Here is a 21,305-nt window from a genome sequence, read left to right as displayed (position 1 = left end):
GAGCCCGGGCGGTGGCCGCCACCCACGGCAACGGCGGCGCACCGTACGCACTCCAGCGCCCAAAAGCACGGCGAACAGGGAGGCGTTGCCAGCGCGAGAGCACCATGGTCCGCGACATGGCCGAACGCATCCTCGGCAACGCTGTCATGTATGTGATGGGCTCCATCGAGAACCCCGACGTCCACCTCGGCGTCGGCAAGCTCGTCGACATCGGCGTCCACTAGCTCATCCTCGACACACCCGTCTGGTGGGGTCTGTGCCACCTGTGCAACGGCGGCCGCTACAAGCACCACGCCCCGTTCATCGAGCGTCGCAACGACGGCCTGTGCCTGCGCACCAGCGACTTCCTCACTCCCCAGGGCTGGGACATCGATGAGGAACTGTGGGCGATCGACGGTGCGAACTGCTCGCCGTGCGACAACAAGGTCCCCGACAGTCACTGACCCCGCTACTGTCTGCCCCTGCCCTCTCACCCCTTGGGCAGGGGCTCCCTCGTACCCGCGACCAGAGGACCAGCCGTGCCCGTACCCCACGACATCCCCGCCGAGACCGAGCTGTGGGACACCTACGCCGCCAGCGTGTTCGACGCCGCGGCCGAACCGTCGTTTAGCTGGACGCAGTACGCCGGCCACGGCCCAGGCCCTGAACTCCTGGGCGCACCCGGTTCGGTGCTGGAGATCGGCTGCGGCACCGGCCGAGCCCTGGCACACCTCGCCCAGCAGGGGGTGAAGGCCACCGGAGTGGACCTCTCGCCCCGCATGGTGGAGCTGGCCGGCCAGCGGTGGGCACCGCTCGGCGTCCGCATCGAACAGGCCGAAGTCCTCGACTGGCTCGCCGCCGCCCAGGCGCACTACGACGCCGTGTACTCCATTTTCGGCGCGGCCTGGTTCACCGACCCGTCCCGTCTCTTCCCGCTGGTCCGTGAACGCCTCAGCCCTGGCGGGAAGTTCGTGTTCTCTCAGCCGCCGGCCATTCCGGGCGCCTACGGCCCTCAAGGCATGTACAAGGGCGGGTTCGCAGATAGAGCGATGTTCACCTACCGCTACAGCTACAAACCCGCCGTATGGGAGCGGCACCTGCTCCGCGCCGGATTCACCACGGCCACAGCCGTGATCGTGGACGCCCCGAAGAACGGTTACATCGGCACTCTCCTCGTGAGCGCCCGCACCTGACAGCCACCTGCAGCGCAACCCCAGCCGGACCCGGCGAGCTGATGTCCATAGCTCAAGAAGCCTGCTGGGGGCCTCCTGTGGACAGCGGGCTGCCATTGAGGGCTTCTCACATGCGCCGTCACCGACAGCGGCAGCCGCCCGTCCCTTGCGATTCCGTGCCGCAGCTCCCCATGCATCTTCCACGCGGAGACTCCGAAGCCAGGAACCCACCCCAGCCATCACCACGGACGCTGAGAACCGGCCGGTACTCCTTCCGGATGCTCCTTGATCCAGGACAGGCCACCCATGCCGAGGCGGCGCCGGGTACGGGTGACGGCTACGTAGGCCATGCAGGCCTCCTTGTCGTCGATCCGGCGGACGGTTGCCTGCCTCGTACCGTCCGGCGGCCCGTCGGAGGGTGGGGTGAAGTCGTCGGCGATCTTCATCTGTGCCCATTCCCGGCCTGGCCTGGTGCGCGGTGGAGACGATTACCTCGCACTGGTCTTCGGGCGTGTGATGGGCCACGGCGGCCAGGATGGCGTCCGCGCCGTGGGTGTCGACCAGGGGCTGTAGATCGCGGCCGGCGGGGTCGTAGGCGGCGTAGCCCTGCAGATCGCCCCCAGGTGATGACAGCACCAAGTCGGGGTGGGTGATGCGGCGTCCTTCTTTGAGGTCGCGGGCTGCCAGCGCCAGAGCGATGGCGGCGTTCTCGCCGCTATCAAGGCCACCGTCAAGGGCGGCATCGGCAAGCTCCGCGAACGGCCGCAGGACAAGCACTACAAGGAGGGCGAGCGGTGGCCGGCCCTGGAACGTCCGACCTGGCGGCCCGACAACCGCGCCGCCGTCATCTCCAAGGCCCAGGTCAACATGCACCGCAAGCTCAACAACATGGCGAAGATGACGGGCCTGTACCCGCTCGCCGTACTCTCCGACTGCGTCGTCTGTCCCAGCCTTGGCCCCTCGCCGCTCGGCTTCCTGCCCTACGCCGCCTCCGGCAAGCCCCAGCCCGGCGCCTTCCGCCTCGGGCCCACCCCGGGCCTGGCCAAACTCGAGGGCGTCCAGTCCATGCTGTGGGCCGTCGACGTGATGGAACAGGGCTACAACCCGGCCCGCCACATCAAGGGCGGCAACGCCGTCCTGGGCGAAGGAGAGTAACCGGTGGGAGAGATCGACGACGCCATCGAACGCGCCGACCGGGAAGCCTTCACCCACCAGCCGCCCAAGACACTCCAGGTGCGCATCAACTTCCTGATGAAGCAGTGCAAGACGACCAAAGCCATTGCCCAGGAGATCGGGGTCAATCGGGGTCAGCCAGCGGTCGGTGGAGCGCTACCGCAAGGACAAACGCAAGCACCCGCCCCAGGCGATCGAGGAACGGATCGACGCCGCCGTACGGGCCCGCTGGCAGCCACAGGCCGCAAACGCAGGCAAAAACAGGCCGCCACCACAGCCGGGATCACGGTGGAGACAAGGGCCCGGTTCGGCTACACCGCACCCGTCGACACCACCGACGACGGACGCTTCCGCCGCCTCACCGTCCACCTCCCCCCACGTACGCGCAGCGCCATTTCGACGCCCGCCAGGCTCGAGCCAGCGACCAGCAGATGCGCCAGATCATCACCGAAGGCTTCAAGGACGTCTACTTCCACGACAACGGAAACCGCGCCATGACACTCTCCGACGTCACCCTCAACGACATCGACTACCTCGACCTCGACTACTGACCCCTGGCAGGTGAGCCGAAGCGCGACAGCTGTCACACCGGCAGGCTCACTGTCACCGCGACCATCAATTCAGCGCAGGGTGATCCGAGCGATGACCGGCAGGTGGTCGCTGCGGGTAGCGGGCAGGGTCCGGATGTGGCCGACGGTCGCTGAGCGGGCCATGACCTGGTCGATGCGGGCCATGGGGAAGGCGGCGGGGAAGCTGAACGCGAAGCCCTGCTCGGCTGTGGTCATCCGTGAGGTCAGCGGGGCCAGCCCACGGTCGTCGACAGTGCCGTTGAGATCGCCGAGCAGGAGGGCCGTCTTCAGCTTCTCGGCGGCGATGGCCTTGCCCAACAGGCCGGCGCTCTCGTCGCGCCGGGAGGAGGCAAGGCCGCTCGCCCGGATGCGGACCGAGGGCAGGTGCGCGACGTACACCGCGATATCGCCGTGCGGCGTGTGGGCCACAGTCCGCAGCCCGCGACTCCAGGTCTCTGTGATTCCTCGGGGTTTGATATCTACCAGCCGTGCACCGGTCAGCGGATGCTTCGACCAGAGTCCGACGGTGCCCTGGATGGCGTGGTACGGGTAATTTGCAGCGAAGGTCTTCTCGTACACCGCCAGCGCCGGGGGCACCAGTTCCTCCAACGCGATGAGGTCGGCCTCGGCATCAGCCAGGGCGCGGGCCGTGCCCGCCGGGTCGGTGTTCACGTCGCTGACGTTGTGCTGCACTACCACCAAGTCGTGTGGGCCAGGCTCCGCACCGGGCCGAAGCAACCCGCCGAAAAGGTGCGTCCAGGCCGCCACCGGCAGCAGCAGCGCCATCAGCGCGATTGCCGAACGGCGCAGCAAGGCCACAACGAGCAGCACCACTACCACCAGGCCGAGCCACGCAAGGAACGATTCCAGCAGACTGCCCAGGCGGCCCACGGAGTTGGGCACCGCCCGGTGGAAGGCCATAAGCCCGGCCATCAGCACCGCGAGCACGGCGGGCACCCACCCTCCCCTCGCCAGGCCGGCCGGCACCGCGGATCTCGTATCGTGCTCCCGCCCGCAGCCCACAGCCCGGATCGGTGCCATGTCCACCGGGCTGCTGCCGCCTCTCCCCTCCACCATGGCTTCCCATCGCTTGACCCTGCTGCCCAAGACGGGCCACCAGGTAAATCAGTTCCGAGGAGCCCCACCCGCACCGCACCGACACCACCTCGACGGCGGCGAGCCCAAGCCGATACGACCAGGCGCGGCTTCTGCAGCCCACCAGATCGGAACGGCACCCGGCCGGTGACAACCCCTTCGCTCCCTGCGCTGATGGTGACAAACAGCCTGCTGATCCGGTGACAACCGCCGTGCCTCACCGCCACAGAACGCCAGATCAGCCGCTCTCGTTGGTGACAACCAGCGCGCTTTGGCACATTGAGCCGAAGCGCGACAGCTGTCACAAGCGACGGGATCGGTGAGGAAGAGCACCGGCCGTCCGCCTCCGTCAGCTGGATCCGCCACGGGCTGACCGAAGCCGCCCGCGCCGGCCTGCTCAACGGCCCCACACACCACTCCCCGCGGCCCTCATCCACGCCGCTAGAGCGGTCGCACACCGCCTGGACGTGCTGCGTTTGGACTGCCCCGACGACTCCGCCTACGGCTCCGCCGAGCAGCCCGGAACTGACGACGTACTGTTGGACAGCATCCGCCAGTTCGACGCCGTGGACTGCGTCACCGCCCACGCCGCGAAACCCAACCGCTCGCAGTTCTACCCGAGCTGCTGCGGCCTGTACGCCCACCGCTCCGAACCCATCCTGCTCCGCCTCCTCGACGACCTGCCGTCTACGAGAAGACCCTCCCGGCGTCTTCGAAGAACAACGGACCCAAGCCATCACCGAGGTAGCCAAGACCGCAGAACGCGAAGGAAGGCAGATCAGCAACGGCCCCTACTTCCTCACCGACGACCGCCTCTGACACCACTCCCACGCACCAACCGTCCTGACCAGTAAGAATCCCTGATCCCAGCCGGTCAACCGCCGCGGCGAAGGCGTCCTCAAGGCGACCCAGCTACTCGACCCGGCTCGGAATCGGCATCCGGGAGCGAGCTGAGGAGCAGCGCCGCGACGCAGCGACAACCGGCGAGGATCCGCTCGGGCATGCGCGGTCTTTTGGTGCGCCGCGATGTCCTCGTCCAGAGCGTTGCGGCGCGCGGCGACCCGACCGTAGAGAGCCGCACAAGAAGCGCACGCGAGCCTGCAAATTGTTCGAAACGGCCGGCCGCTACTCGAGATGCTCAGGGCGGCTCGTGCCCACCACGACCGCCTGCGAGGCCCCCGGGAGCCGCCCATGACCGTGTCCTACGACCGCACCGTCTACCGACACCGCAACGTCGTCGAACGCTGCTTCCGCCATCCTCCGAGGCCCGGGGCTACTCGTCCGCGCCCGGTCCGGACGGTCAGCGCTCCAGCGGCACACCCCCTCGGCGAAGCACTGGGGACAGCACGCTAACGGGCGGGTTCGAACAGTTCGATGAGGTTGTCGGCGGGGTCGGTGAGCAGAATCTGCCGTCCGCCGGGGCCTGAGACCACATCGCTGCGGAAGGTGAGTCCGGCGCTGCGCAGCCTGGTGATCTCGGTGTCGAGGTCGTCGACGGTCAGGTGGATGCGGTTGCGGCCGGCACCGAGGCCGCCGGGGGTGGCGCGGGCGCCGGAGGTGGCGGGTCCGGACAGCAGCAGGCGCAGCGGCCCGCGTGTGACGTCGGCGAAGGCCGGGGCGGGGTGGCTGCGGAGGGTGAAGCCCAGGTGGGTGGTGTAGAAGTCGATGGCTGTCTGGACGTCGTCGACGAGGTAGCGGACGCTGGCGAACTGGTCGGGGCTGGTCACGGCTGGACCTCCTGTGGCGCAGGGGTGAGCAGGGGCAGCAGATGGCGGATGCGGGTGTCGATCTCCGCTGCCGTGCGGGCGAAGGCGGGATGGCCGTTTGGGCCCGGGCCGGCGGCAGCGGCGGGATCGGGGATGCTCCAGTGGACCAGCCGAGGGTGGCCTGTGAAGTCCGGGCAGACCTCGCGGACCTTGTCGCACAGGCTGATCACGTAGTCGAACCGGCGGCCGTTCAGGATGTCCAGGTGTCGGGGACGCTGACCGGAGATGTCGATGCCGTGCTGCTCACGCAGAACCTGTACGGCGTCGGGATGGATGCGGGCTCGGGGGTGGCTGCCGGCGCTGGTCACCTCGACCTGACCGTTGGTGCGGTGGCGCAGCAGCGCCTCGGCAATCGGTGAGCGGGCGCTATTGCCGGTGCAGGCGAACAGCACCGCGGCTCGCCTCACCGGCCGCGGCCAGGGCGGCGGCGGTGGGGTGGGGGCGAGACCCAGTGCCGGGTGCAGGGCGGTACCCGCGCGGGCGAACGCGTGGGCGCACTGCTCCAGGTCCAGGTGGTAGTAGCTGTCGCGGGCGTCATGGCTGCTGCGGCGGGCGGTGACCAGCCCGCCGCCGCGCAGCAGCCGCAGGTGGTAGGAGATCAGGTTCTGCGGCTGGCCGGTCCGCTCCACCAGTTCACGCACGCGGAAGTCGCTCGCGGCCAGTTCGGTCAGCAGCTTCCACCGCAGCGGGTGGGCGGCCAGCTGCACGAATGCCGGGATGGCAGGATCCGCAGGCCTCACAAAGACAAAAATACATCAAATGGAATTGATGTGTCTTGCGGTCGCCAGTCCCGGCGCTCGCTGCCGGAAGACCCACGCACGTCGCGAACCGGCCTCGCCCTGCCCGCCCGCCTCCCTCGCCGTCTATGGCATACGCCGGGCCGTCAGCGCCCGCCGGGCGGGCTGAACCGCTCACCTGCACCTTCGGGGTGCCGCCCCGAAGGCGTACGTCCGGGCGGACCGTTGTGCTGCGTCGCTTACGGAGTGGGCCCGAGCTTGCGCTCGTGTCCAGTGGGGTCGGCGCCTTGTCCGGTGTGCCGGGAGCGAGTGAGAGCACGCCGGCCGAGGAACATGGCGATCAGCCCCAAAGGGATGGCCGCGACGGCTCCCACCATTCCGTTGCCGGTGCCGGGGCCGCCGCTGGAGGTAGCCAGGTGCAGCACCGCCAGGGCCGCGCCGGCCACGCCCACCGCCAAGGCCGGCAGGGCGCCGGTGCGGGCGTTGCCGGTGCTGATACGGCCGGCGATGCGGGCCAGGAAAAGCCAGCCGATGGCCACGCCGGTCAGTCCGACCCAGAGGGCCGGGTTGGCGCCCGTGCGCCCGTCGCCGATGACTCCGCCCTCGGCGGCCGCCACCAGGACATGTGCTGCGCTCATGGCGTTCCCCTCCTTGATGTGTGGGGATTGTCGCGGTTTTTGTGTGGTGCCTTGAGCGTGCCGGTCGGTGGCACGGCTGGTCGTCCGGCGGGGGCAGTCTTTTCGCGCTGCCGCCGGCAGGGCAGTCGACTGCCGCGCGCATGGCAGGCGGCGGGCGGGTACCGCGGGTGCGGTAGTCGGCCGCTCGTCCGCAGGCCGGATCCGCCGGCAGCGGGGTGCAGCTAGGGTGCGCGCATGGGCACAGGGCGTTTTCGTGTCCCGGCCGGTGCCATGAACTGGGGGATCGCCGTCAGTGTGGCGGTACTGCTGCTGGGCACCGGGTTGTCCGGGCAGCACCCGGGCGGGGAGCGTGGGCTGTTCGGCTGTTCGGCTGTGCTGCTGGCGGTGGGCGGTCTGGCGCTGGCCGCGCGTCGCAGGGCTGCGCTTGCCGTGCTGGCCGTGACCGGCGTGTGCGCGGTGGGGTACGAGGCGGCGGGTTTTGAGGTTCTCGCTGTCTCCTACCTGATTGCGGTGTACGGCGCGGTGCGGGCCGGGCACCGTGCCGTGACGCTGGCGGTATCGGTGTCGTTACTCGTCGTGCTGCCTGGACAGGCAGGTCGAGCACGACCGAAACCACCACACCCAGACCCGGCACAAACCCCCGACCCACCCGACCACCGAACACAACACACGCCATGGGGAGTCCGGATCGGCCAGCGACCCCATCCCGACGCTGCCTTGGAACGTGCCGTAACGATGCCTGGCCCACTGCGAGACCTGGCCGATGACCAACCGCAGGTGGTGATCAACGAAAGCGAATGAAGGCCGGATAGGACCCGGCCTCAACTACTGCTCCATTGCGTGCTCTTGAGGACCACGGAGCCCCATCACGGACAATCCGCTGAAGTCCTCCAAGAGGGGCGTCCCTACTGTGCTGGGCGCTGCCGGCCTGGGCGATCCGAAAGGGGTGGGTGGTCTGGTCACGCCCCTTCCGGACCGCTGGATGGACCATGGCCCGGCACTCGGCAGGAGGCGTAAGCCACCAGCGAGGCCCTCAACGCCCGGAATGCCGGGGGTGCCTGGCGCGTAACCGGCGCTGGACACCCTCCCGCGGGGTCAGGTGGCTGGGATGTCGGCGTACGCGCTTGCGCGCCGCCGCGTACGGGCGAACGCGTCCGGCGCCATGTCCCGCGCGCCGACGGCGGCGTCACCGCAGCGTGATCTCCTCGCCGATCGACCGCTCGCGGGCCGACGCGACGACCAGGGCCGTCGCCGCGGCGTCCTGCACGGCCACGCCTACCGACTTGTAGAGGGTGATCTGGTCCGGCGCGGTGCGCCCCGGCTTGTCGCCGACGATGAGTTCGCCCAGCTCGGCGTGCACGTGCTCGGCCGTGATGAGGCCGTCACGGATCGGGGCGAGCAGGTCGTTGCTGCCCGCGGGGAGCGGGGCGAGCACGGCTCGGCGCGATTCGACACACATCAGCGCCTCTACGACCGTGGCGTCGTCGACCTCGCGGCCGGCCGGGTTGTAGCCCACGGACGTGATGTGCACCCCGGGTGTCAGCCAGGGGCGGCGGATCACGGGTTCGACAGCGTGCGTCGTGGCGGCGGCGATGTCCGCGCCGTCGAGCGCCTCGGCGTAGCCGGACACGGCCTGGACCTCGGCCTCCAGCACTCCTGAGAGTTCCTCGGCCAGGGCGGCGGCTTTTGCCGGGTCCCGGCCGGCCACGCGGATCTGCCGGATCGGCCGGACCCGGCAGATCGCGCGGGCGTGGGAACGGGCCTGCACGCCGGTGCCCAGCACCGCCAGCACCGTCGCGTCCTCACGGGCCAGCAGCCTCGCCGAGAGCGCGGAGCAGGCGCCGGTCCGCGCCGCGGTGATGGCCGTGCCGTCCAGTACGGCAACGGGTTCGCCGGTGTCCGGATCGAACGCCACGATCACCGCCTGATGTGTGGGCAGTCGTGCTCCGTCGTTGTGCGGGAAGAGGGACACCAGTTTGGTCATGAGCACCCCGGCCGACGGCAGGAAGCCCGGCATGGCCGCCAGGAATCCATCGTGTGCTGGCACCTGGGCGGCGACGCGGTCGGGTACCGAGGCGCGCCCCTCACTGAGGTCTGCCATCGCCGGGGCCAGGGCGTCGATCAGCGCGTCCATGTCGAGCAGGGACTCGACCTGTGAGCGGCCCAGAACAAGCATGCGCTTCAGCCTCCTGACACCGGTCGCCCAACCCGCGACCGCACAGCCCAAGGGTCGATCCAGGCCTTCCGTCCCCCGCTACGACACGCAGTCCCTCCCGAACACGATCATCCGAACGCGCCTGAGCGACGTACGCCGACATGGGACGCTGCTGTCAGGCGCCCAGGGCTTTGCTCGCCCGGTGGAAGAAGACGTCACCGGCCGGGGAGTGGAGCGTGACGATGTCGGAGGGCAGTTCCAGATGGACACTGACGACGCGGGTCCGGGCACCTGCCCCGCAATAGCGCAGCCAGGCACCGGTGACCAGCTCGTCGTAGATGAACGCGCCCTTCCACAGGCTCAGTAGGCGGCTTCGGGAGGTGTAGCGGTCCCCGACGATCAGACGCCTTTCCCGGCCCTCGGCCATGTCCCCTCCCCGGTGCGATGATCAACCGGATCGTAGCGCCGGGGAGGGAGGGGACGTGCTCAGGGTGTGGCGCGCCCCTCAGACCGCCCGTCGGCATCCGTCGAGTACAGCTGCACACCAGCCAGAACCCCCAGCGGCAGACCGTCCCCGGACCCGGCGAGGGCCTGCCGGGTCCGCCAGGGGCACGTGCCGGGACCGCGCCGACCTCGAAAGGGCAGTCGTCGCCTACGAGGCCCTGCGCACCCGCGTGATCACCCGAGCAGGTCCGTCCGGCAGCAGAAGCGCGCCGACCCCCCTGCGCGGCGGCGACACCCGGCACGCGTCCTCGACACCCTCGACGCCTAGACCGAAGACCCCGGCCCCCTCAAGCTCGCCCGGTCGCTCAGGGAGCGGTCGTGACCTCGAAGTCCCACGGCCGGGGCCCGGTACCGTCGTGCCAGGCACTCAGTTCGTCGCCGTTCACGCACAGGATTCCGCACTGTTCGGCGTATTCGAGGGCGGGGGCGGTGAAGTCGCTCGTCGTGACGACTACGGCAATGTCGGCCTCGTGGACGGTGAAGCAGGTGCCCCCGAACCGCTGGAGATCCTGGGAGCCCACCTTGTTGGTCTCGCAGTAGCGCTTGCACTGGACGATCAGGCGCCGCCCGTCCGGGGTGACGGCCGTGACGTCGGCGCCCAAGTCCCCGGCCCCTCCGACCACTTTGACGTCCCCGCAGCCATCCCGCAGGCACAGGTCGGCCACGGTCCGCTCGAAGGCGTCGGGGTCGAGTTCGAAGCAGTCCACCGGCAGGTCGAGAACGGCGGTGGCCTCCTCCCCCGCTGCCGCCGCCGGGCTGGGCGCCGGCGACACCTCCGGGCGCAGAGGGTCGGCGCCGTACCCGAAGGCCCATTCCGCCGCACCGGCCGGGCACTCGACGGCCGGTAGCGGCACGGCCGCTGCCGCGCCCCCGCCTTCGGCCGCCGCCGTGCCGCGCATGCCCTCCGCCGCCGCCGTAGGGCGCATATCGCGGAGGTTGTCGGACGCGGTCTCGGCCGCGGCCTCCAGCGCCTTAGCCGCGCGGCGCGCGCATCTCGCGGCGGACAGCCTGCGCCACCGGGACCGGGAGGCGAGCACGGACGCGACGATCAGTACGGCGAGCAGTCCGGCCCCTTCCGGGCGGCGTTCCACCATGCCCATCACGATGCGGCCCACCGATGCCACCAGACACAGGACGAGCGCCAGCAGGACGAAGAACAACGTGGTGGTACGCATGTCGAACCGCCGGTCGCCGTACAGGCGTCGGTCACGTGGTGCGGGTACAGTCATGCCGGTCTTCCCCTCCCGAGAACGAAGATCGTCATCTCCTCGTTCCCAAGATCACCGACTTCACCGGTGGGGAGAGCGAGCCGAGTTGGGGACAGCCGGCCAAGGAGCGTCGGCCCCCAGGATTCGGCGGCGCGGGTTCCCGCATCTACGCGGGAACCACCTCCCGGCACACGCCTTTCGGGTCCGGACCTCCAAGAGGAGGTCGGATTGGTCAACCCGGACACCCCCTGCCGGGAACAGCCAGACCTGCTCGTCGACGCCAGCCGCACCACCCCGCTCAAGAAGAAGAGGACCGCAGCCAAGGCCTGTGCACCGGCTGCCCCCTCAGTGACGCCTGCACCGACTACGCCATCGCCAACGACTACCGAGACGGCATCTGGGGCGGCCTCACCGTTGACGAACGCGACCAGCTCACACGCGAACGAGCCACCGCCATCGCCGACGAGAACTGAAACATCGAGCCGCCCAGGACCGGCTCCTGGCGGCTACTGCACCGGGGGCGGGACGGCGTGGACGCAGGCAGAGGCGGTCGCCGCCCGAGAAAGGGGGCCGTTGTCAGACCCTGCTGCCACGCTGGCGGGACCCGCGGCATCCCAGCCGCACCAGAGGAAGGGACCGCTATGGACGAACTGCACTGATATACCGCCGACGTTGTCCTCTACGTCAAGCTCGTGCCGGACCCCACGTCCCCGAACGACCTCATGAGCAATGTGCAGCAGGCCAGAGTCGCCATTCAGGGCGCCTTCCTCCACATCGACCCCCAGCGCGGGAAGGAGGCATACCCGGGCCAGGGGACGTGGAAGGTAACGGTCGTGGCCGCATCGGCCGTCAAGACGATCGAGTACACCACCATGGAGCCCTGACCGTGGCCACGCCCCACTGTCCCTCTCGGCGAGTCTGCAGCGGGGCGCCCCTACGTCCAGATCGCCGGTCCGCCGCCGCGCCAGTCGATCAGGTCGGACCGGACCACGCCCATCTCGTCGAAGTCCTAGAGCCCGGACTTCTGCAAGGACGCCGCGATGTCCAGGACGCGGAACGCCCGGCCGAGGATCTTGCCGCCGACCTGGACGCGCCGGCCACCCTCGTCGGCCGGCGGATACACGATCACTGCGGCCATACCCCCAGCGTGCGACCCCCGCTACGGGCGGGAGTGTCTAATCAACGGCGGATCCGATGGTCAAGGAGATGCGTCTGATGACGGAGACCGCCATGGACAGCAGGCCGAGCAGGTGGTTCAGGCACCGTCGAGTGCGGTGTCTGACGAGGAGCTCGTCGCGATGCTGGTTGACCGGGTCCGAAGCGAGGGACTGCAGCTGACCGGCGAGGGCGGGTTGTTGCAGCAGCTGACCAAGCGGGTGCTGGAGTCCGCCCTCGAGGGGGAGACCACCGACCACGTCGGCTATGAGAAGCACAACCCGGCCGGGAAGAACAACGGCAACAGCCGCAACGGCACCCGGGCCAAGACCGTACTTACCGACGTCGGTCCGGTGGAGGTGAGGGTGCCCCGCGACACCGCCGGCACCTTCGCGCCGGGAGCCTGGACCCGACCGGGAAGGGCCGCAAGCGGTGGACCATGCGCTGGAAGGCACCCCTGAACGCCTTCCAGATCGTCTTCGAGGGCCGCCTGACCCCGAGCAACAACTGACACCTCAGCAACCGCGATCAGCCGTTAAGTTGACACACCCCCTCCCGGCAAGCGGCCTGCAGGTGCTGCTGCTTTGCCCGGGATCACAGCCCCCGTGGTGGGGAGGCCTGAACGGTGCGGGAGAACCCCCAACACCGGACACCGCGCACCAATGCAACGAGACTTGGCCGATAGCACCTAGGCACCCGGGATGCCTGACGGTATGTTGCGCCCCTGCCCGCCGCGAGGCGCGGCACGGTGAACGGCTCATCCTGGGGGTAGCGTGCGTGACTTCAGCCTTCCGGCACTGGTGGAAACCCTGTCGGCGGGAGGCCTTGCGAACTCGGTGTACGACGTGGCGGAACGTGACCCGAAGCTGGAGCAGTTGGCCCGGCGCGACCCCCTGGACGAGCAGAGGTGGTGTGCGGTCACCGCGGCCGACTTCCGTGACGAGGTGCTGGAGCTGGCCAAGGGGCTGCTGGCCAGCGGGATCCAGTTCGGTCACCGCGTCGCCGTGATGTCCCGCACGCGTTACGAGTGGACGCTGTTCAGCTACGCGTTGTGGTCTATCGGCGCCCAGGTGGTGCCCGTCTACCCGACCTCCTCGGCGGACCAGGTCCGCTGGATCCTGTCGGACGCGCAGGTGGTGGCCGTCGTCGTGGAACACGAGGACCATGCCATGACCGTGGGGGCGGTCTGCGACCAGCTGCCGCTGTTGCGGGCGATATGGCAACTGGACGCGAACTGCGTCCAATGGCTGTCGGACGCGGGCCGGGGCATCCCCGACCACGTGGTGCACCAGCACAGCAGGGCAGTGCAGCCGAGCTCGGTCGCCACCGTCGCCTACACCTCCGGCACCACCGGCCCCCACCCCAAGGGCTGCCTGATCACCCACGCCAGTCTCGCGGTCGAATGCGACACCCTGAACGCGGGCTGGCGGGAGATCCTCGCCGAGCCCGGTGAGCAGCCGGCCGTCCTCGCCTTCCTGCCCCTCTCCCACATCTACGGCCTGATGGTGCAGGTCGTCTGCATGCGCGGCGGCATCCGGCTGGGGCATCAGCCGGACCTGTCCCCCGCCGCGTTGCTGCCCGCCCTGGCGTCGTTCCGGCCGACGTACGTCTTCGCCGTGCCGTACATCTTCGAGAAGATCTTCCACTCGGCTCGGCGTTCGGCCGAAGCAGCCGGCCGTGAGGCGCTCTTCGACCGGGCCGCGGACGTCGCGGTGCGCTACGCCGAGGAACTGGAGCGCCGGGACAGAGGCGAGGGCTCGGGGCCGGGGCCGCTGCTGAAGGCCTCACACGCCGTCTTCGACCGTCTGGTGTACGGGCGGCTGCGGGCCGTCCTCGGCGGCCGGGTCCGGTATGCCACCTCCGGCGGGTCGAGTCTCGACCGGGAACTCGGCCTGTTCTTCGCCGGAGCCGGGGTCACCATCCACGACGGGTACGGGCTCACCGAGACGACCGCCGCCGTGACCAGCCAGCCACCGGGCCAGCCCCGCTACGGGACCGTCGGCAGACCCCTGCCCGGCTGCTCCGTCCACGTGGCACGGGACGGGGAGATCTGGGTCCGCGGGGACGTCGTCTTCTCCGGCTATCTCGGCGATCCGGCGGCCACCGGGTCGGTGCTGCGCGACGGGTGGTTCGCGACGGGCGACGTGGGCCGGCTGGACGACGACGGCTTCCTGGTCATCACCGGGCGCAAGAAGGACATACTCATCACCAGTGGCGGCAAGAGCGTCAATCCCCGGGTGCTGGAGGAGCGGCTGCTGAGACATCCCCTGATATCCCAGTGCCTCGTCGTCGGCGACAACCGTCCCTTCATCGCGGCGCTGATCACCCTGGATCCCGAGGCGTCCCAGCACTGGTGCCGGCTCCGCGCACAGCAGCACGCCCGGCCCCGGGAGGCGACGATCAACGAAAAACTGCGTGGGGAGATCCAGCGGGCCGTGACGATGGCGAACGCGGCGGTCTCCCAGGCCGAGGCGATCCGCGCGTTCCGGATCATCCCGCACGAGTTCAGCACGGCCAACGGCCTCATGACACCGTCGCTGAAGCTGCGCCGCGCCGCGATCGTGCAGGCGTACGCGGCCGACATTGAAGCGTTGTACGGGTCCTGAGGCCCCCCTCACCGGCGGTCGGACGGCCCCGCTGCTGCTCCTGGCATCATCCACGGTTAAGACCGTGTCCTACGTGGTGAGGCGGACGAGTCGTTTGTAGCAGCACAGGGCGGCGGCAAGGCCGAGAAAGGCCAGGTAGTTGCGGGGATCGTGCTCGTAACGAGGGCTCAGACGTCGGTAGCCGGACAGCCAGGACATCGTCCGCTCGATGACCCAGCGGCGCCGGCCCAATCGTTCGCTGGACTCGATGCCTTTGCGCGCGATCCGTACTCCGATGCGTTTGCCGCATAACCATTTCCGCAGGTCGGCGCGATCGTAGGCTTTGTCCGCGTGGAGGCGCTGGGGCTTGAAGTACCGGCCGCGATCGGGGTCGTGTCTCGTTTGGTGCCCCTCGACCAAGGGCTTCAGCCCTTCACTGTCGTGGGTGTTGCCGGCCGAGACGCCGACGAGGAGGGGCAGTCCGTTCGCGTCCGACAGGACGTGCATCTTGGAACCCGGCTTGCCCCGGTCCACGGGGCTCGGACCTGTACGTTCGCCCCCTTTTTAGCGCGGACGTGGGCAGTGTCGAGGACGACGCGGGTGACATCGATGAGGCCGGCGTCGTCCAGCCAGTGCAGCACCGTCTCGTGCAGCCGTCCCCAGACACCGGCTCTCGACCAGATCAGGAAGCGGCGGTGAGCCGTCGACTTCGATATGCCGAAGCAAGGCGGTAGTTGGCGCCAGGCGCAGCCGCTGACCAGGACGTAGACGATGGCCGCGAACAGCGTCTCATCAGGTGTGTCCCGCGTTCCCCCGCCCTGCGGCCGTCCCTTCGACGGTGGGATCAGCGGCTCGGCGATCTCCCAAAGTCCGCTCGGAACAATCCAACTCCACGTACCCCGTCCCATATCGGGGTCAACATCCGCCTCACCACGTAGGACACGGTCTAAGTCTGAGCAATAACACGTCCAGATGTACTTGAGTTGGCGTCCGGACCTACTTGCTGCGTGCCAGGTCAACGAGACATCGAGCGCACGATACGCAGGTCGGCTGCCTCTGAAATCGTCCAGCTCTATTTGCGACATCACAGGTCAAAGGGCATGCCATCAGTGAAGATCACATCAACTCTTCTGGACGTCACAACCACCACCCGCCCTGTTGATCCGGATTGGGAGACCCGCCTACTCCTCACCCCATGAAAGTGATGTGACAGTGAGCCAGACACCAAGGGCCGACCAGCTCCGCAACCGGCTCGTCGATGAGATCCTCGCCGAGCGGCGCGTGCCTGCCGACGTGGAACAGGCCATGCGTACCGTGCCGCGGGACGCCTTCCTGCCCGGCCTGGAACTCGAGAACGCCTACACAGATCAGGCCGTGACCATCAAGGACAACCCCGGCAAGCCGCTGCCGCTGTCGTGCGCGTCTGTGCCGTCCGTCGTCGCCATGATGCTCGAGCAGCTCGGCGCCCGCGCCGGTGACAACGTCCTCGAGATCGGGGCCGGCACCGGCTACAACGCCGCCCTCCTGGCCGAACTCGTCGACCACGGGAAGGTCACGACCGTCGACATCGACTCCGACATCGCCCTGCACGCCCGGGCCACCCTCAACGCCACCGGGTACGAACGCGTCACCGTGATCGAGCGCAACGGCCTGCTCGGCGCCCCCGAGAACGCCCCGTACGACAGGATCATCGCCACGGTCGGCGTCTGGGACATCCCCACCACCTGGTGGGGCCAGTTGAAGGACGGCGGCCGCCTCGTCCTGCCGCTGCGCTGGCGCGGACAGACCCGATCGGTCGCGCTGACCCGCCGCGGCGACGAACTGATCTCCGAGGGCATGGAGCTGTGCGGCTTCGTACCGATCATCGGGCAGACCGGAGAGAAGACCGCGGCCCTCAACGCGGACGACTCCATCCGCGTGCACTACGACGAGGACCAGGCCGTCGACACCGAGGCCCTGGCCTCCACCCTGCAACCGGGCAAGACCGCCCTCGAGATGCCGTCCGCCCAGCACGTCGGCGGCGAGGAACCGTTCGACGGGGTATGGCTGCGCGCCACGGCCAGCGACGACCGCGTATGCCGGCTGGAAGTCACGGCGCAGGCACTGAAGCAAGACCTGGTCCGCAGGCCCGCCATCCCCGTCCGCAGCCCGGTCCTGGTCGACGGCGACTCCCTGGCCTACCTCACCGTCACCCGCGAAGACGCCGAGCCCGAGCGCCCGTTCCGGCTCGGCGCGGCCGCCTACGGCCCACAGGCCGAGGAACTCGCGCAGGACCTCATCGCGCACATCGACGCGTGGGGATCCGACCGCCTGGCCGTGCCACGGATGACCGTCACACCTACTGCGGACGGAGCCGCAGCGGGGCACGTGATCAGCAAGCCCGAGAGCCACATCACCCTCACATACTGAGCAAATCCCGGAGGGCTTCGGTCGCCTGCCCTGATCCGACTGACGCCGGCGACCGAGGCCCTTTCTGAGCGCTTCAACAGGAGGCGGGGCACTCCCCCGTGGGCGAGGTGTAACAGATCGCGACGGTTGACGCTCCGGACGTGAAGGGGGTTGCGCTTCACGTCAACCCCGCCCTGATCCGGACAAGATCAATTATCAGACTCCGCCTAGGCGCTGTCCGGCGGATCTTGAGCAGATGGCACACAGACGGCAGTGGAGAAGCCTGGAGATTGCCTGTCACCGGCATGGTCAGGCGCCACCAGCTCCAGCGATGATGAGGGCATCTTCGGGCCAGGCGTAACTCGCGTTTCTGGCCTGCCAGCGGTCGGAGCGGAGCGGCACCATGGCATGGGTGGTAGGAACGGGCGTGCTCTTGGGGCTGCTGGCGATCGCGTTGGGAATCTTGACGCTACGGACAGGGTGGGTCGCCCCCACGGCGCGTCGCCACGTCACCAGGCCGAAGCTCCACGGACTCGGCGCCCTGCTCATGGGCACGTCCTTGCTACTGCAGAGCCTCTTCTACTTTCGGATCTTGCCGAGTGTTTCCTGGGAGGTCCGCTTCTTCGGTGGGAACGCCTTCCTGTTGGCTGGGCTCCTCCTCATCGCCCTGAGCCAACTGCCGCGGCCCCGCCAGAGCCCGGACCACGCCGATCCCTCAAGCGTCTGAAGGATGGTGGCGGATCACGCCGAAGCCATAGGCGGACAGTTGCGGCGGTGACGGTGCCGTGGAAGACGTAGGCTCGCTTGTCGCAACGGGTCGCGACCGCTCGGGAGTTTTCGAGCCGGTTGATGGTGCGCTCGACTTCGTTGCGGCGCCGGTAGGGGTCGCGGTCGAAGCCGGCGGGTCTGCCGCCTGCGCTGCCTCTGCGTCGCCGGTTGGCCCACTGGTCCTTCAGTTCGGGGATGGTGTGCCGGATGCGACGTCTCCGCAGGTAGCGGCGGTTGCGGCGGGAGCTGTATGCCTTGTCGCCGCTGACGTGGTCCGGCCTGGTTCGGGGGCGTCCGCCCCGCGGCCGGGGGACCCGGATCCGGCCCAGGAGCTCGATCATCTGCGGGGCGTCGCCCCACTGGCCTGGCGTGAGCAGGAGGGCCGTTGGGCGGCAGCCGCCATCGCAGGCGAGGTGGATTTTGCAGGTCAGGCGCCCCGGGACCGTCCGCGTCCTTCGTCGGGGCGGTGGTGCAGGGGCCTCGTCCTTTTTGCGGGTCCCGCGGCCGGGTCTTGCGTGCGCCGGCCGCATGCTGGTGAGCCCGGCACAAGGTCGAGTCGACGCCGATCATCGTCCAGTCGATCCGCCCGGCGAGGTCGGCGTCGGCCTGGACCGACCGCAGGATCCGGTCCCAGGTGCCGTCCGCCGACCAGCGGCGATGCCGTTCGTACGGTCTTCCACGAGCCGTGGCGTTCCGGCAGGTCACGCCACGGGACACCCGTCCAGACACGGAACAGGATCCCGTTGACCACGGTGCGGTGGTCGTTCCACCGGCCGCCCCGACCTCCCGAAGGTGGCCGCTCCCCGCACCCGCGGGGACGGTCCCCTCTCCCTCAAGCACAACACGGCCCTGGCCACCCGCTACGACAAACTCGCCCGCCACTACCAGGCCCTGGTCACCATCGCCTGCCTACAGCTCTGGCTTCCCTGACATTGCGGACACGACCCAGGGGTGCGCCGGCTTCCGTCCGGCCCTCTCGCACCGGGCGCCCTCGGGCCTGCGCGGCCCACGCGGCCACATCGCCACCGCGGGCACGCGAGCCGTGGACGAACCGCCTCCGCACCTGCTCGGCCACGGAGATTGGACCGGCCCTGTCTCAGCCACCCTCATCGACGTTGGCCGCCCGGCCGGCCCGGCACGCGGCCCGTGAAATCGCCGAACTCCGTAAGGGCAGAGGCTGATCCGGGCGTCGCCGGCTCAGCGTGCCGACGACCTTGCGTACCTCGGCTGCGGCGCATTCCGGCAGGGGCACGTAGTGAATCCCGGCCGGCAGATTCCGGGGCGCCCGCAACGGGGCTTCAGCTGAGTTCGGCGAACGCCTCCACCGCGCGGGTCTTGCCGGTGACGACGATGACGTCGCCCTTCTGGACGACCGTCTCGGCGGTGGCGTAGGTGAAGCCCTCTCCCGGCCGCTTGATGCCGACCACGGTGATGCCGTACCTGCTGCGGACCTGGCTCTGGCCCAGCGGGATGCCGGTGGCGATGTCCGGGGCGACGGTCTTCACCAGGGCGTAGTCGTCGTCGAACTCGATGAAGTCCAGCATCCGGCCGGTGACCAGGTGGGCGACGCGCTCACCCATCTCGTGCTCGGGCAGGACCACATGGTGCACACCGAGGCGCTCGAGAATCTGGCCGTGCTGACGGCTGACGGCCTTGGCCCAGATGTTGGGCACCTCGGCCTCCAGGAGGTTGGAACTGACCAGTATGGAGGCCTCGATGTCGGTGCCGATCGCGACGACGGCACTGGTGAACTCGTGCACGCCCAGTTGGCGAAGCACCTCCGGGTCAGTGCAGTCGGCGACGGCGGCGTGGGTGAGTCCGTCGCTGTACTTCTGGACGAGTCGGGCGTCGGTGTCGATGCCGAGGACGTCCCAGCCGCGCCGCATCAGCTCGCTGGCCAGCGAAGAGCCGAAGCGGCCGAGCCCGATGACGGCGACACGCTGGTCACCGCCATGGCCGTCGGTCTGCGTCGAGCGCTTGCGGTGGCGACGACGCAGGGCGCGCAGCATGTTAACCAATGACGGGTCGCTCCTCTGGCAGGTCGTAACGGCGGGTGCGCTCGCGCAGGGCGAGGGCTGAGACGAGCGTGATGGGGCCGAGGCGGCCGACGAACATCAGGACGACCAGCAGAAGTTGCCCGGCCGTGGGCAGGTCGGCGGTGATACCGGTGGACAGACCGACGGTGGCGAAGGCGGACACGGTCTCGAACAGCACCGCGTCCATGGGTTCGTCGGTGAGCGCGAGCAGGACGAGCGTCGAGCCCATGACGAGGCCGACCCCGAGCAGCGCCACCGTCAGCGCCTGGCGCAGCACGTGCGGTGCCAGACGGCGGCCCAGCACCGTGGAGGTGGGCTCGCCCCGCACTTCGGCAAGGATCGCGGCGAGCAGCACCGCGAAGGTGGTGACCTTGATCCCGCCCGCGGTTCCTGCGCTGCCTCCCCCGATGAACATCAGCACGCACGTCATCAGCAGCGTCGAGGCGCGCAGCGCGCCGACGTCGATCGCGTTGAAGCCGGCCGTGCGGCTCATGGCGGAGTGGAAGAAGCCGTCGAGGATCTTGCCCGTCGTGGTGTGCGGGCCGAGCGTGCCGGGATTGGTCCACTCCAGCAGACAGGTCAGCAGGGTTCCGGCGACGAGCAGAACGACGGTGGTGCTCAGGGTGAGTTTGGCGTGCAGGCTCCAGGTGCGGAGTCCCGCCGTACGACGCCGACGACGGTGGCGCATCAGTTCCAGCAGTACCGGGAAACCGAGACCTCCCAGGATCACGGCGGCGGCGACGGGCAGGGTCACCCAGGGGTCCTGGGCGTAGCGGGTGAGGCTGTCGGCGTGCAGCCCGAAACCGGCGTTGTTGAACGCCGACACGGCGTGGAAGTAGCCGAGGTAGATGGCGCCGCCGATGTCTTCGCCGTATCCGTACCGGAAGCGCAGCGACAGCACCGCGCCCACCGCGAGTTCCACGACCAGCGTGGTACCGGCCACGCCGAGCAGCACGCGCCGTACGTCACCGATGCCGAGGCTCTTGGTCTCCGCCTGTGCGGTCAGCTGCATGCGCAGCCGCAGCCTGCCCGAGATCAGCACCGCCAGCAGTGACGCCAGGGTCATGATGCCGAAGCCGCCGACCTGGATCAGTGCGAGGATCACGCCCTCACCGAAGCCGCTCCAGTACGTTCCGGTGTCCACCACGGCCAGGCCCGTCACGCACACCGCCGAGGTGGCCGTGAACAGCGCGGTCACGAACCCGGGCGAGGAACCTCCCTCAGCGGCGCAGGGCAAGGACAGCAGCACAGTGCCAAGAAGGACCGCCACCGCGAACGCCAGGACCACCGCACGGGCGGGGTGGGCGATGAGTAGCGACGACCATGACCGCATCCGCGTGGCCAGGCCCGCCATGGCTGTCCCTCCCCCGTCTGCGC

Annotated in this window: 17 protein-coding genes and 8 pseudogenes; 12 read left to right on the top strand and 13 right to left on the bottom strand. The window is 69.2% G+C overall.

Annotation, left to right across the window (positions count from 1 at the left end):
* Positions 1–92 precede the first annotated feature (92 nt).
* A pseudogene (locus DC008_RS35080) lies at positions 93–443 on the top strand (hypothetical protein); the annotation flags it as partial.
* 75 nt (positions 444–518) lie between these two features.
* On the top strand, positions 519–1,172 hold the full coding sequence (locus tag DC008_RS35075) for a class I SAM-dependent methyltransferase (protein WP_108710471.1): 654 nt from the start codon (positions 519–521) through the stop codon (positions 1,170–1,172).
* 218 nt (positions 1,173–1,390) lie between these two features.
* On the opposite strand, the gene DC008_RS36540 is transcribed toward DC008_RS35075, so the two are convergent.
* On the bottom strand, positions 1,391–1,597 hold the full coding sequence (locus tag DC008_RS36540) for a hypothetical protein (RefSeq protein WP_208646074.1): 207 nt from the start codon (positions 1,595–1,597) through the stop codon (positions 1,391–1,393).
* Positions 1,598–1,856: 259 nt separating this feature from the next.
* Here DC008_RS36540 and DC008_RS35065 point away from each other — a divergent pair.
* Together DC008_RS35065 and DC008_RS36535 are read left to right on the top strand one after the other, a co-directional pair.
* Positions 1,857–2,306, top strand: a pseudogene (locus tag DC008_RS35065) (telomere-associated protein Tap); the annotation flags it as partial.
* Between the two features lie 3 nt (positions 2,307–2,309).
* Positions 2,310–2,654, top strand: a pseudogene (locus DC008_RS36535) (telomere-protecting terminal protein Tpg); the annotation flags it as partial.
* Between the two features lie 290 nt (positions 2,655–2,944).
* Here DC008_RS36535 and DC008_RS35055 read toward each other — a convergent pair.
* From DC008_RS35055 to DC008_RS35035, 4 genes are all read right to left on the bottom strand, one after another.
* Positions 2,945–3,850 (bottom strand): endonuclease/exonuclease/phosphatase family protein, encoded by a 906-nt coding sequence (locus tag DC008_RS35055; protein WP_108711013.1) that lies wholly within the window; start codon positions 3,848–3,850, stop codon positions 2,945–2,947.
* A 1,487-nt stretch (positions 3,851–5,337) separates the two neighbouring features.
* The gene (locus DC008_RS35045) at positions 5,338–5,715 is read right to left on the bottom strand and encodes a VOC family protein (protein ID WP_108710469.1); all 378 of its coding nucleotides are present in this window, start codon (positions 5,713–5,715) and stop codon (positions 5,338–5,340) included.
* A complete protein-coding gene (locus tag DC008_RS35040; RefSeq protein ID WP_108710468.1) occupies positions 5,712–6,461 on the bottom strand; it encodes an arsenate reductase/protein-tyrosine-phosphatase family protein in 750 nt (249 codons plus the stop codon). The genes DC008_RS35045 and DC008_RS35040 overlap by 4 nt, the downstream gene beginning before the upstream one ends.
* Positions 6,462–6,730: 269 nt before the next feature.
* Positions 6,731–7,129, bottom strand: coding sequence for a DUF6223 family protein (locus DC008_RS35035; RefSeq protein ID WP_108710467.1), 399 nt, complete (start codon positions 7,127–7,129; stop codon positions 6,731–6,733).
* Between the two features lie 234 nt (positions 7,130–7,363).
* On the opposite strand from DC008_RS35035, the pseudogene DC008_RS35030 reads away from it, so the two are divergent.
* A pseudogene (locus DC008_RS35030) lies at positions 7,364–7,714 on the top strand (sensor histidine kinase); the annotation flags it as partial.
* A gap of 601 nt (positions 7,715–8,315) precedes the next feature.
* On the opposite strand, the gene DC008_RS35025 reads toward DC008_RS35030, so the two are convergent.
* From DC008_RS35025 to DC008_RS35015, 3 genes are all read right to left on the bottom strand, one after another.
* Positions 8,316–9,305: an ornithine cyclodeaminase family protein gene (locus tag DC008_RS35025; protein ID WP_108710466.1), complete on the bottom strand. Its 990-nt coding sequence runs from the start codon at positions 9,303–9,305 to the stop codon at positions 8,316–8,318.
* Between the two features lie 154 nt (positions 9,306–9,459).
* The gene (locus DC008_RS35020) at positions 9,460–9,711 is read right to left on the bottom strand and encodes a hypothetical protein (RefSeq protein ID WP_108710465.1); all 252 of its coding nucleotides are present in this window, start codon (positions 9,709–9,711) and stop codon (positions 9,460–9,462) included.
* Positions 9,712–10,093: 382 nt separating this feature from the next.
* On the bottom strand, positions 10,094–11,017 hold the full coding sequence (locus DC008_RS35015; RefSeq protein WP_108710464.1) for a restriction endonuclease: 924 nt from the start codon (positions 11,015–11,017) through the stop codon (positions 10,094–10,096).
* On the opposite strand from DC008_RS35015, the gene DC008_RS36530 reads away from it, so the two are divergent.
* Both DC008_RS36530 and DC008_RS35605 read left to right on the top strand, forming a co-directional pair.
* Positions 10,906–11,469 carry a WhiB family transcriptional regulator gene (locus DC008_RS36530; protein WP_425276562.1) on the top strand — a complete coding sequence of 188 codons (564 nt, stop codon included), beginning with the start codon at positions 10,906–10,908 and terminating at the stop codon, positions 11,467–11,469. The two genes, DC008_RS35015 and DC008_RS36530, sit on opposite strands and share 112 nt — an antisense overlap.
* A gap of 258 nt (positions 11,470–11,727) precedes the next feature.
* Positions 11,728–11,880 carry a hypothetical protein gene (locus tag DC008_RS35605; protein WP_164492420.1) on the top strand — a complete coding sequence of 51 codons (153 nt, stop codon included), beginning with the start codon at positions 11,728–11,730 and terminating at the stop codon, positions 11,878–11,880.
* 125 nt (positions 11,881–12,005) lie between these two features.
* Here DC008_RS35605 and DC008_RS36390 read toward each other — a convergent pair whose 3' ends face one another.
* On the bottom strand, positions 12,006–12,134 hold the full coding sequence (locus DC008_RS36390; protein ID WP_341867318.1) for a hypothetical protein: 129 nt from the start codon (positions 12,132–12,134) through the stop codon (positions 12,006–12,008).
* 160 nt (positions 12,135–12,294) lie between these two features.
* Between DC008_RS36390 and DC008_RS35000 the strand changes: the two are divergent.
* Both DC008_RS35000 and DC008_RS34995 read left to right on the top strand, forming a co-directional pair.
* Positions 12,295–12,585 (top strand): annotated as a pseudogene (locus DC008_RS35000) (transposase); the annotation flags it as partial.
* Positions 12,586–12,924: 339 nt separating this feature from the next.
* On the top strand, positions 12,925–14,757 hold the full coding sequence (locus DC008_RS34995) for an AMP-dependent synthetase/ligase (protein WP_108710462.1): 1,833 nt from the start codon (positions 12,925–12,927) through the stop codon (positions 14,755–14,757).
* A gap of 69 nt (positions 14,758–14,826) precedes the next feature.
* Here DC008_RS34995 and DC008_RS34990 read toward each other — a convergent pair.
* Positions 14,827–15,644, bottom strand: a protein-coding gene (locus DC008_RS34990) for an IS5 family transposase (RefSeq protein ID WP_108710461.1) whose coding sequence is annotated in 2 segments (ribosomal slippage) — positions 14,827–15,302 and positions 15,302–15,644 — 819 coding nt in all. Because the reading frame shifts where the segments join, the coding sequence is not laid out codon by codon here.
* A 304-nt stretch (positions 15,645–15,948) separates the two neighbouring features.
* Between DC008_RS34990 and fxlM the strand changes: the two genes are divergently transcribed.
* Positions 15,949–17,145, top strand: coding sequence for a methyltransferase, FxLD system (fxlM, locus tag DC008_RS34985; RefSeq protein WP_244221474.1), 1,197 nt, complete (start codon positions 15,949–15,951; stop codon positions 17,143–17,145).
* 638 nt (positions 17,146–17,783) lie between these two features.
* Here fxlM and DC008_RS34975 read toward each other — a convergent pair.
* Positions 17,784–18,688 (bottom strand): annotated as a pseudogene (locus tag DC008_RS34975) (IS5 family transposase); the annotation flags it as partial.
* Between the two features lie 35 nt (positions 18,689–18,723).
* Between DC008_RS34975 and DC008_RS34970 the strand changes: the two are divergent.
* Both DC008_RS34970 and DC008_RS36200 read left to right on the top strand, forming a co-directional pair.
* Positions 18,724–18,822, top strand: a pseudogene (locus tag DC008_RS34970) (IS5/IS1182 family transposase); the annotation flags it as partial.
* Positions 18,823–18,844: 22 nt separating this feature from the next.
* Positions 18,845–19,042: pseudogene (locus tag DC008_RS36200) on the top strand (pyridine nucleotide-disulfide oxidoreductase); the annotation flags it as partial.
* A gap of 148 nt (positions 19,043–19,190) precedes the next feature.
* Here the strand turns inward: DC008_RS36200 and DC008_RS34960 are convergent.
* Both DC008_RS34960 and DC008_RS34955 read right to left on the bottom strand, forming a co-directional pair.
* Positions 19,191–19,901, bottom strand: a complete 711-nt coding sequence (locus DC008_RS34960; RefSeq protein WP_108710458.1) for a potassium channel family protein — start codon at positions 19,899–19,901, stop codon at positions 19,191–19,193.
* Position 19,902: 1 nt separating this feature from the next.
* Complete coding sequence (locus tag DC008_RS34955; protein WP_108710457.1) at positions 19,903–21,282, bottom strand: TrkH family potassium uptake protein; 1,380 nt, start codon at positions 21,280–21,282, stop codon at positions 19,903–19,905.
* Positions 21,283–21,305 lie beyond the last annotated feature (23 nt).

Source organism: Streptomyces nigra (assembly GCF_003074055.1).
Lineage (GTDB): Bacteria > Actinomycetota > Actinomycetes > Streptomycetales > Streptomycetaceae > Streptomyces > Streptomyces nigra.
The sequence above is the reverse complement of the archived record's forward strand: the minus strand, read 5'-3'. Positions and strand labels throughout refer to the sequence as shown.

Coding starts and splice junctions, on each gene's coding strand:
- DC008_RS34960 (WP_108710458.1), bottom strand. CDS start 19,901: ATGCTGCGCGCCCTGCGTCGTCGCCACCGCAAGCGCTCGACGCAGACC.
- DC008_RS36530 (WP_425276562.1), top strand. CDS start 10,906: ATGCCACCAGACACAGGACGAGCGCCAGCAGGACGAAGAACAACGTGG.
- DC008_RS35020 (WP_108710465.1), bottom strand. CDS start 9,711: ATGGCCGAGGGCCGGGAAAGGCGTCTGATCGTCGGGGACCGCTACACC.
- DC008_RS35025 (WP_108710466.1), bottom strand. CDS start 9,305: ATGCTTGTTCTGGGCCGCTCACAGGTCGAGTCCCTGCTCGACATGGAC.
- DC008_RS35015 (WP_108710464.1), bottom strand. CDS start 11,017: ATGACTGTACCCGCACCACGTGACCGACGCCTGTACGGCGACCGGCGG.
- DC008_RS35035 (WP_108710467.1), bottom strand. CDS start 7,129: ATGAGCGCAGCACATGTCCTGGTGGCGGCCGCCGAGGGCGGAGTCATC.
- DC008_RS36390 (WP_341867318.1), bottom strand. CDS start 12,134: ATGGCCGCAGTGATCGTGTATCCGCCGGCCGACGAGGGTGGCCGGCGC.
- DC008_RS36540 (WP_208646074.1), bottom strand. CDS start 1,597: ATGAAGATCGCCGACGACTTCACCCCACCCTCCGACGGGCCGCCGGAC.
- DC008_RS34955 (WP_108710457.1), bottom strand. CDS start 21,282: ATGGCGGGCCTGGCCACGCGGATGCGGTCATGGTCGTCGCTACTCATC.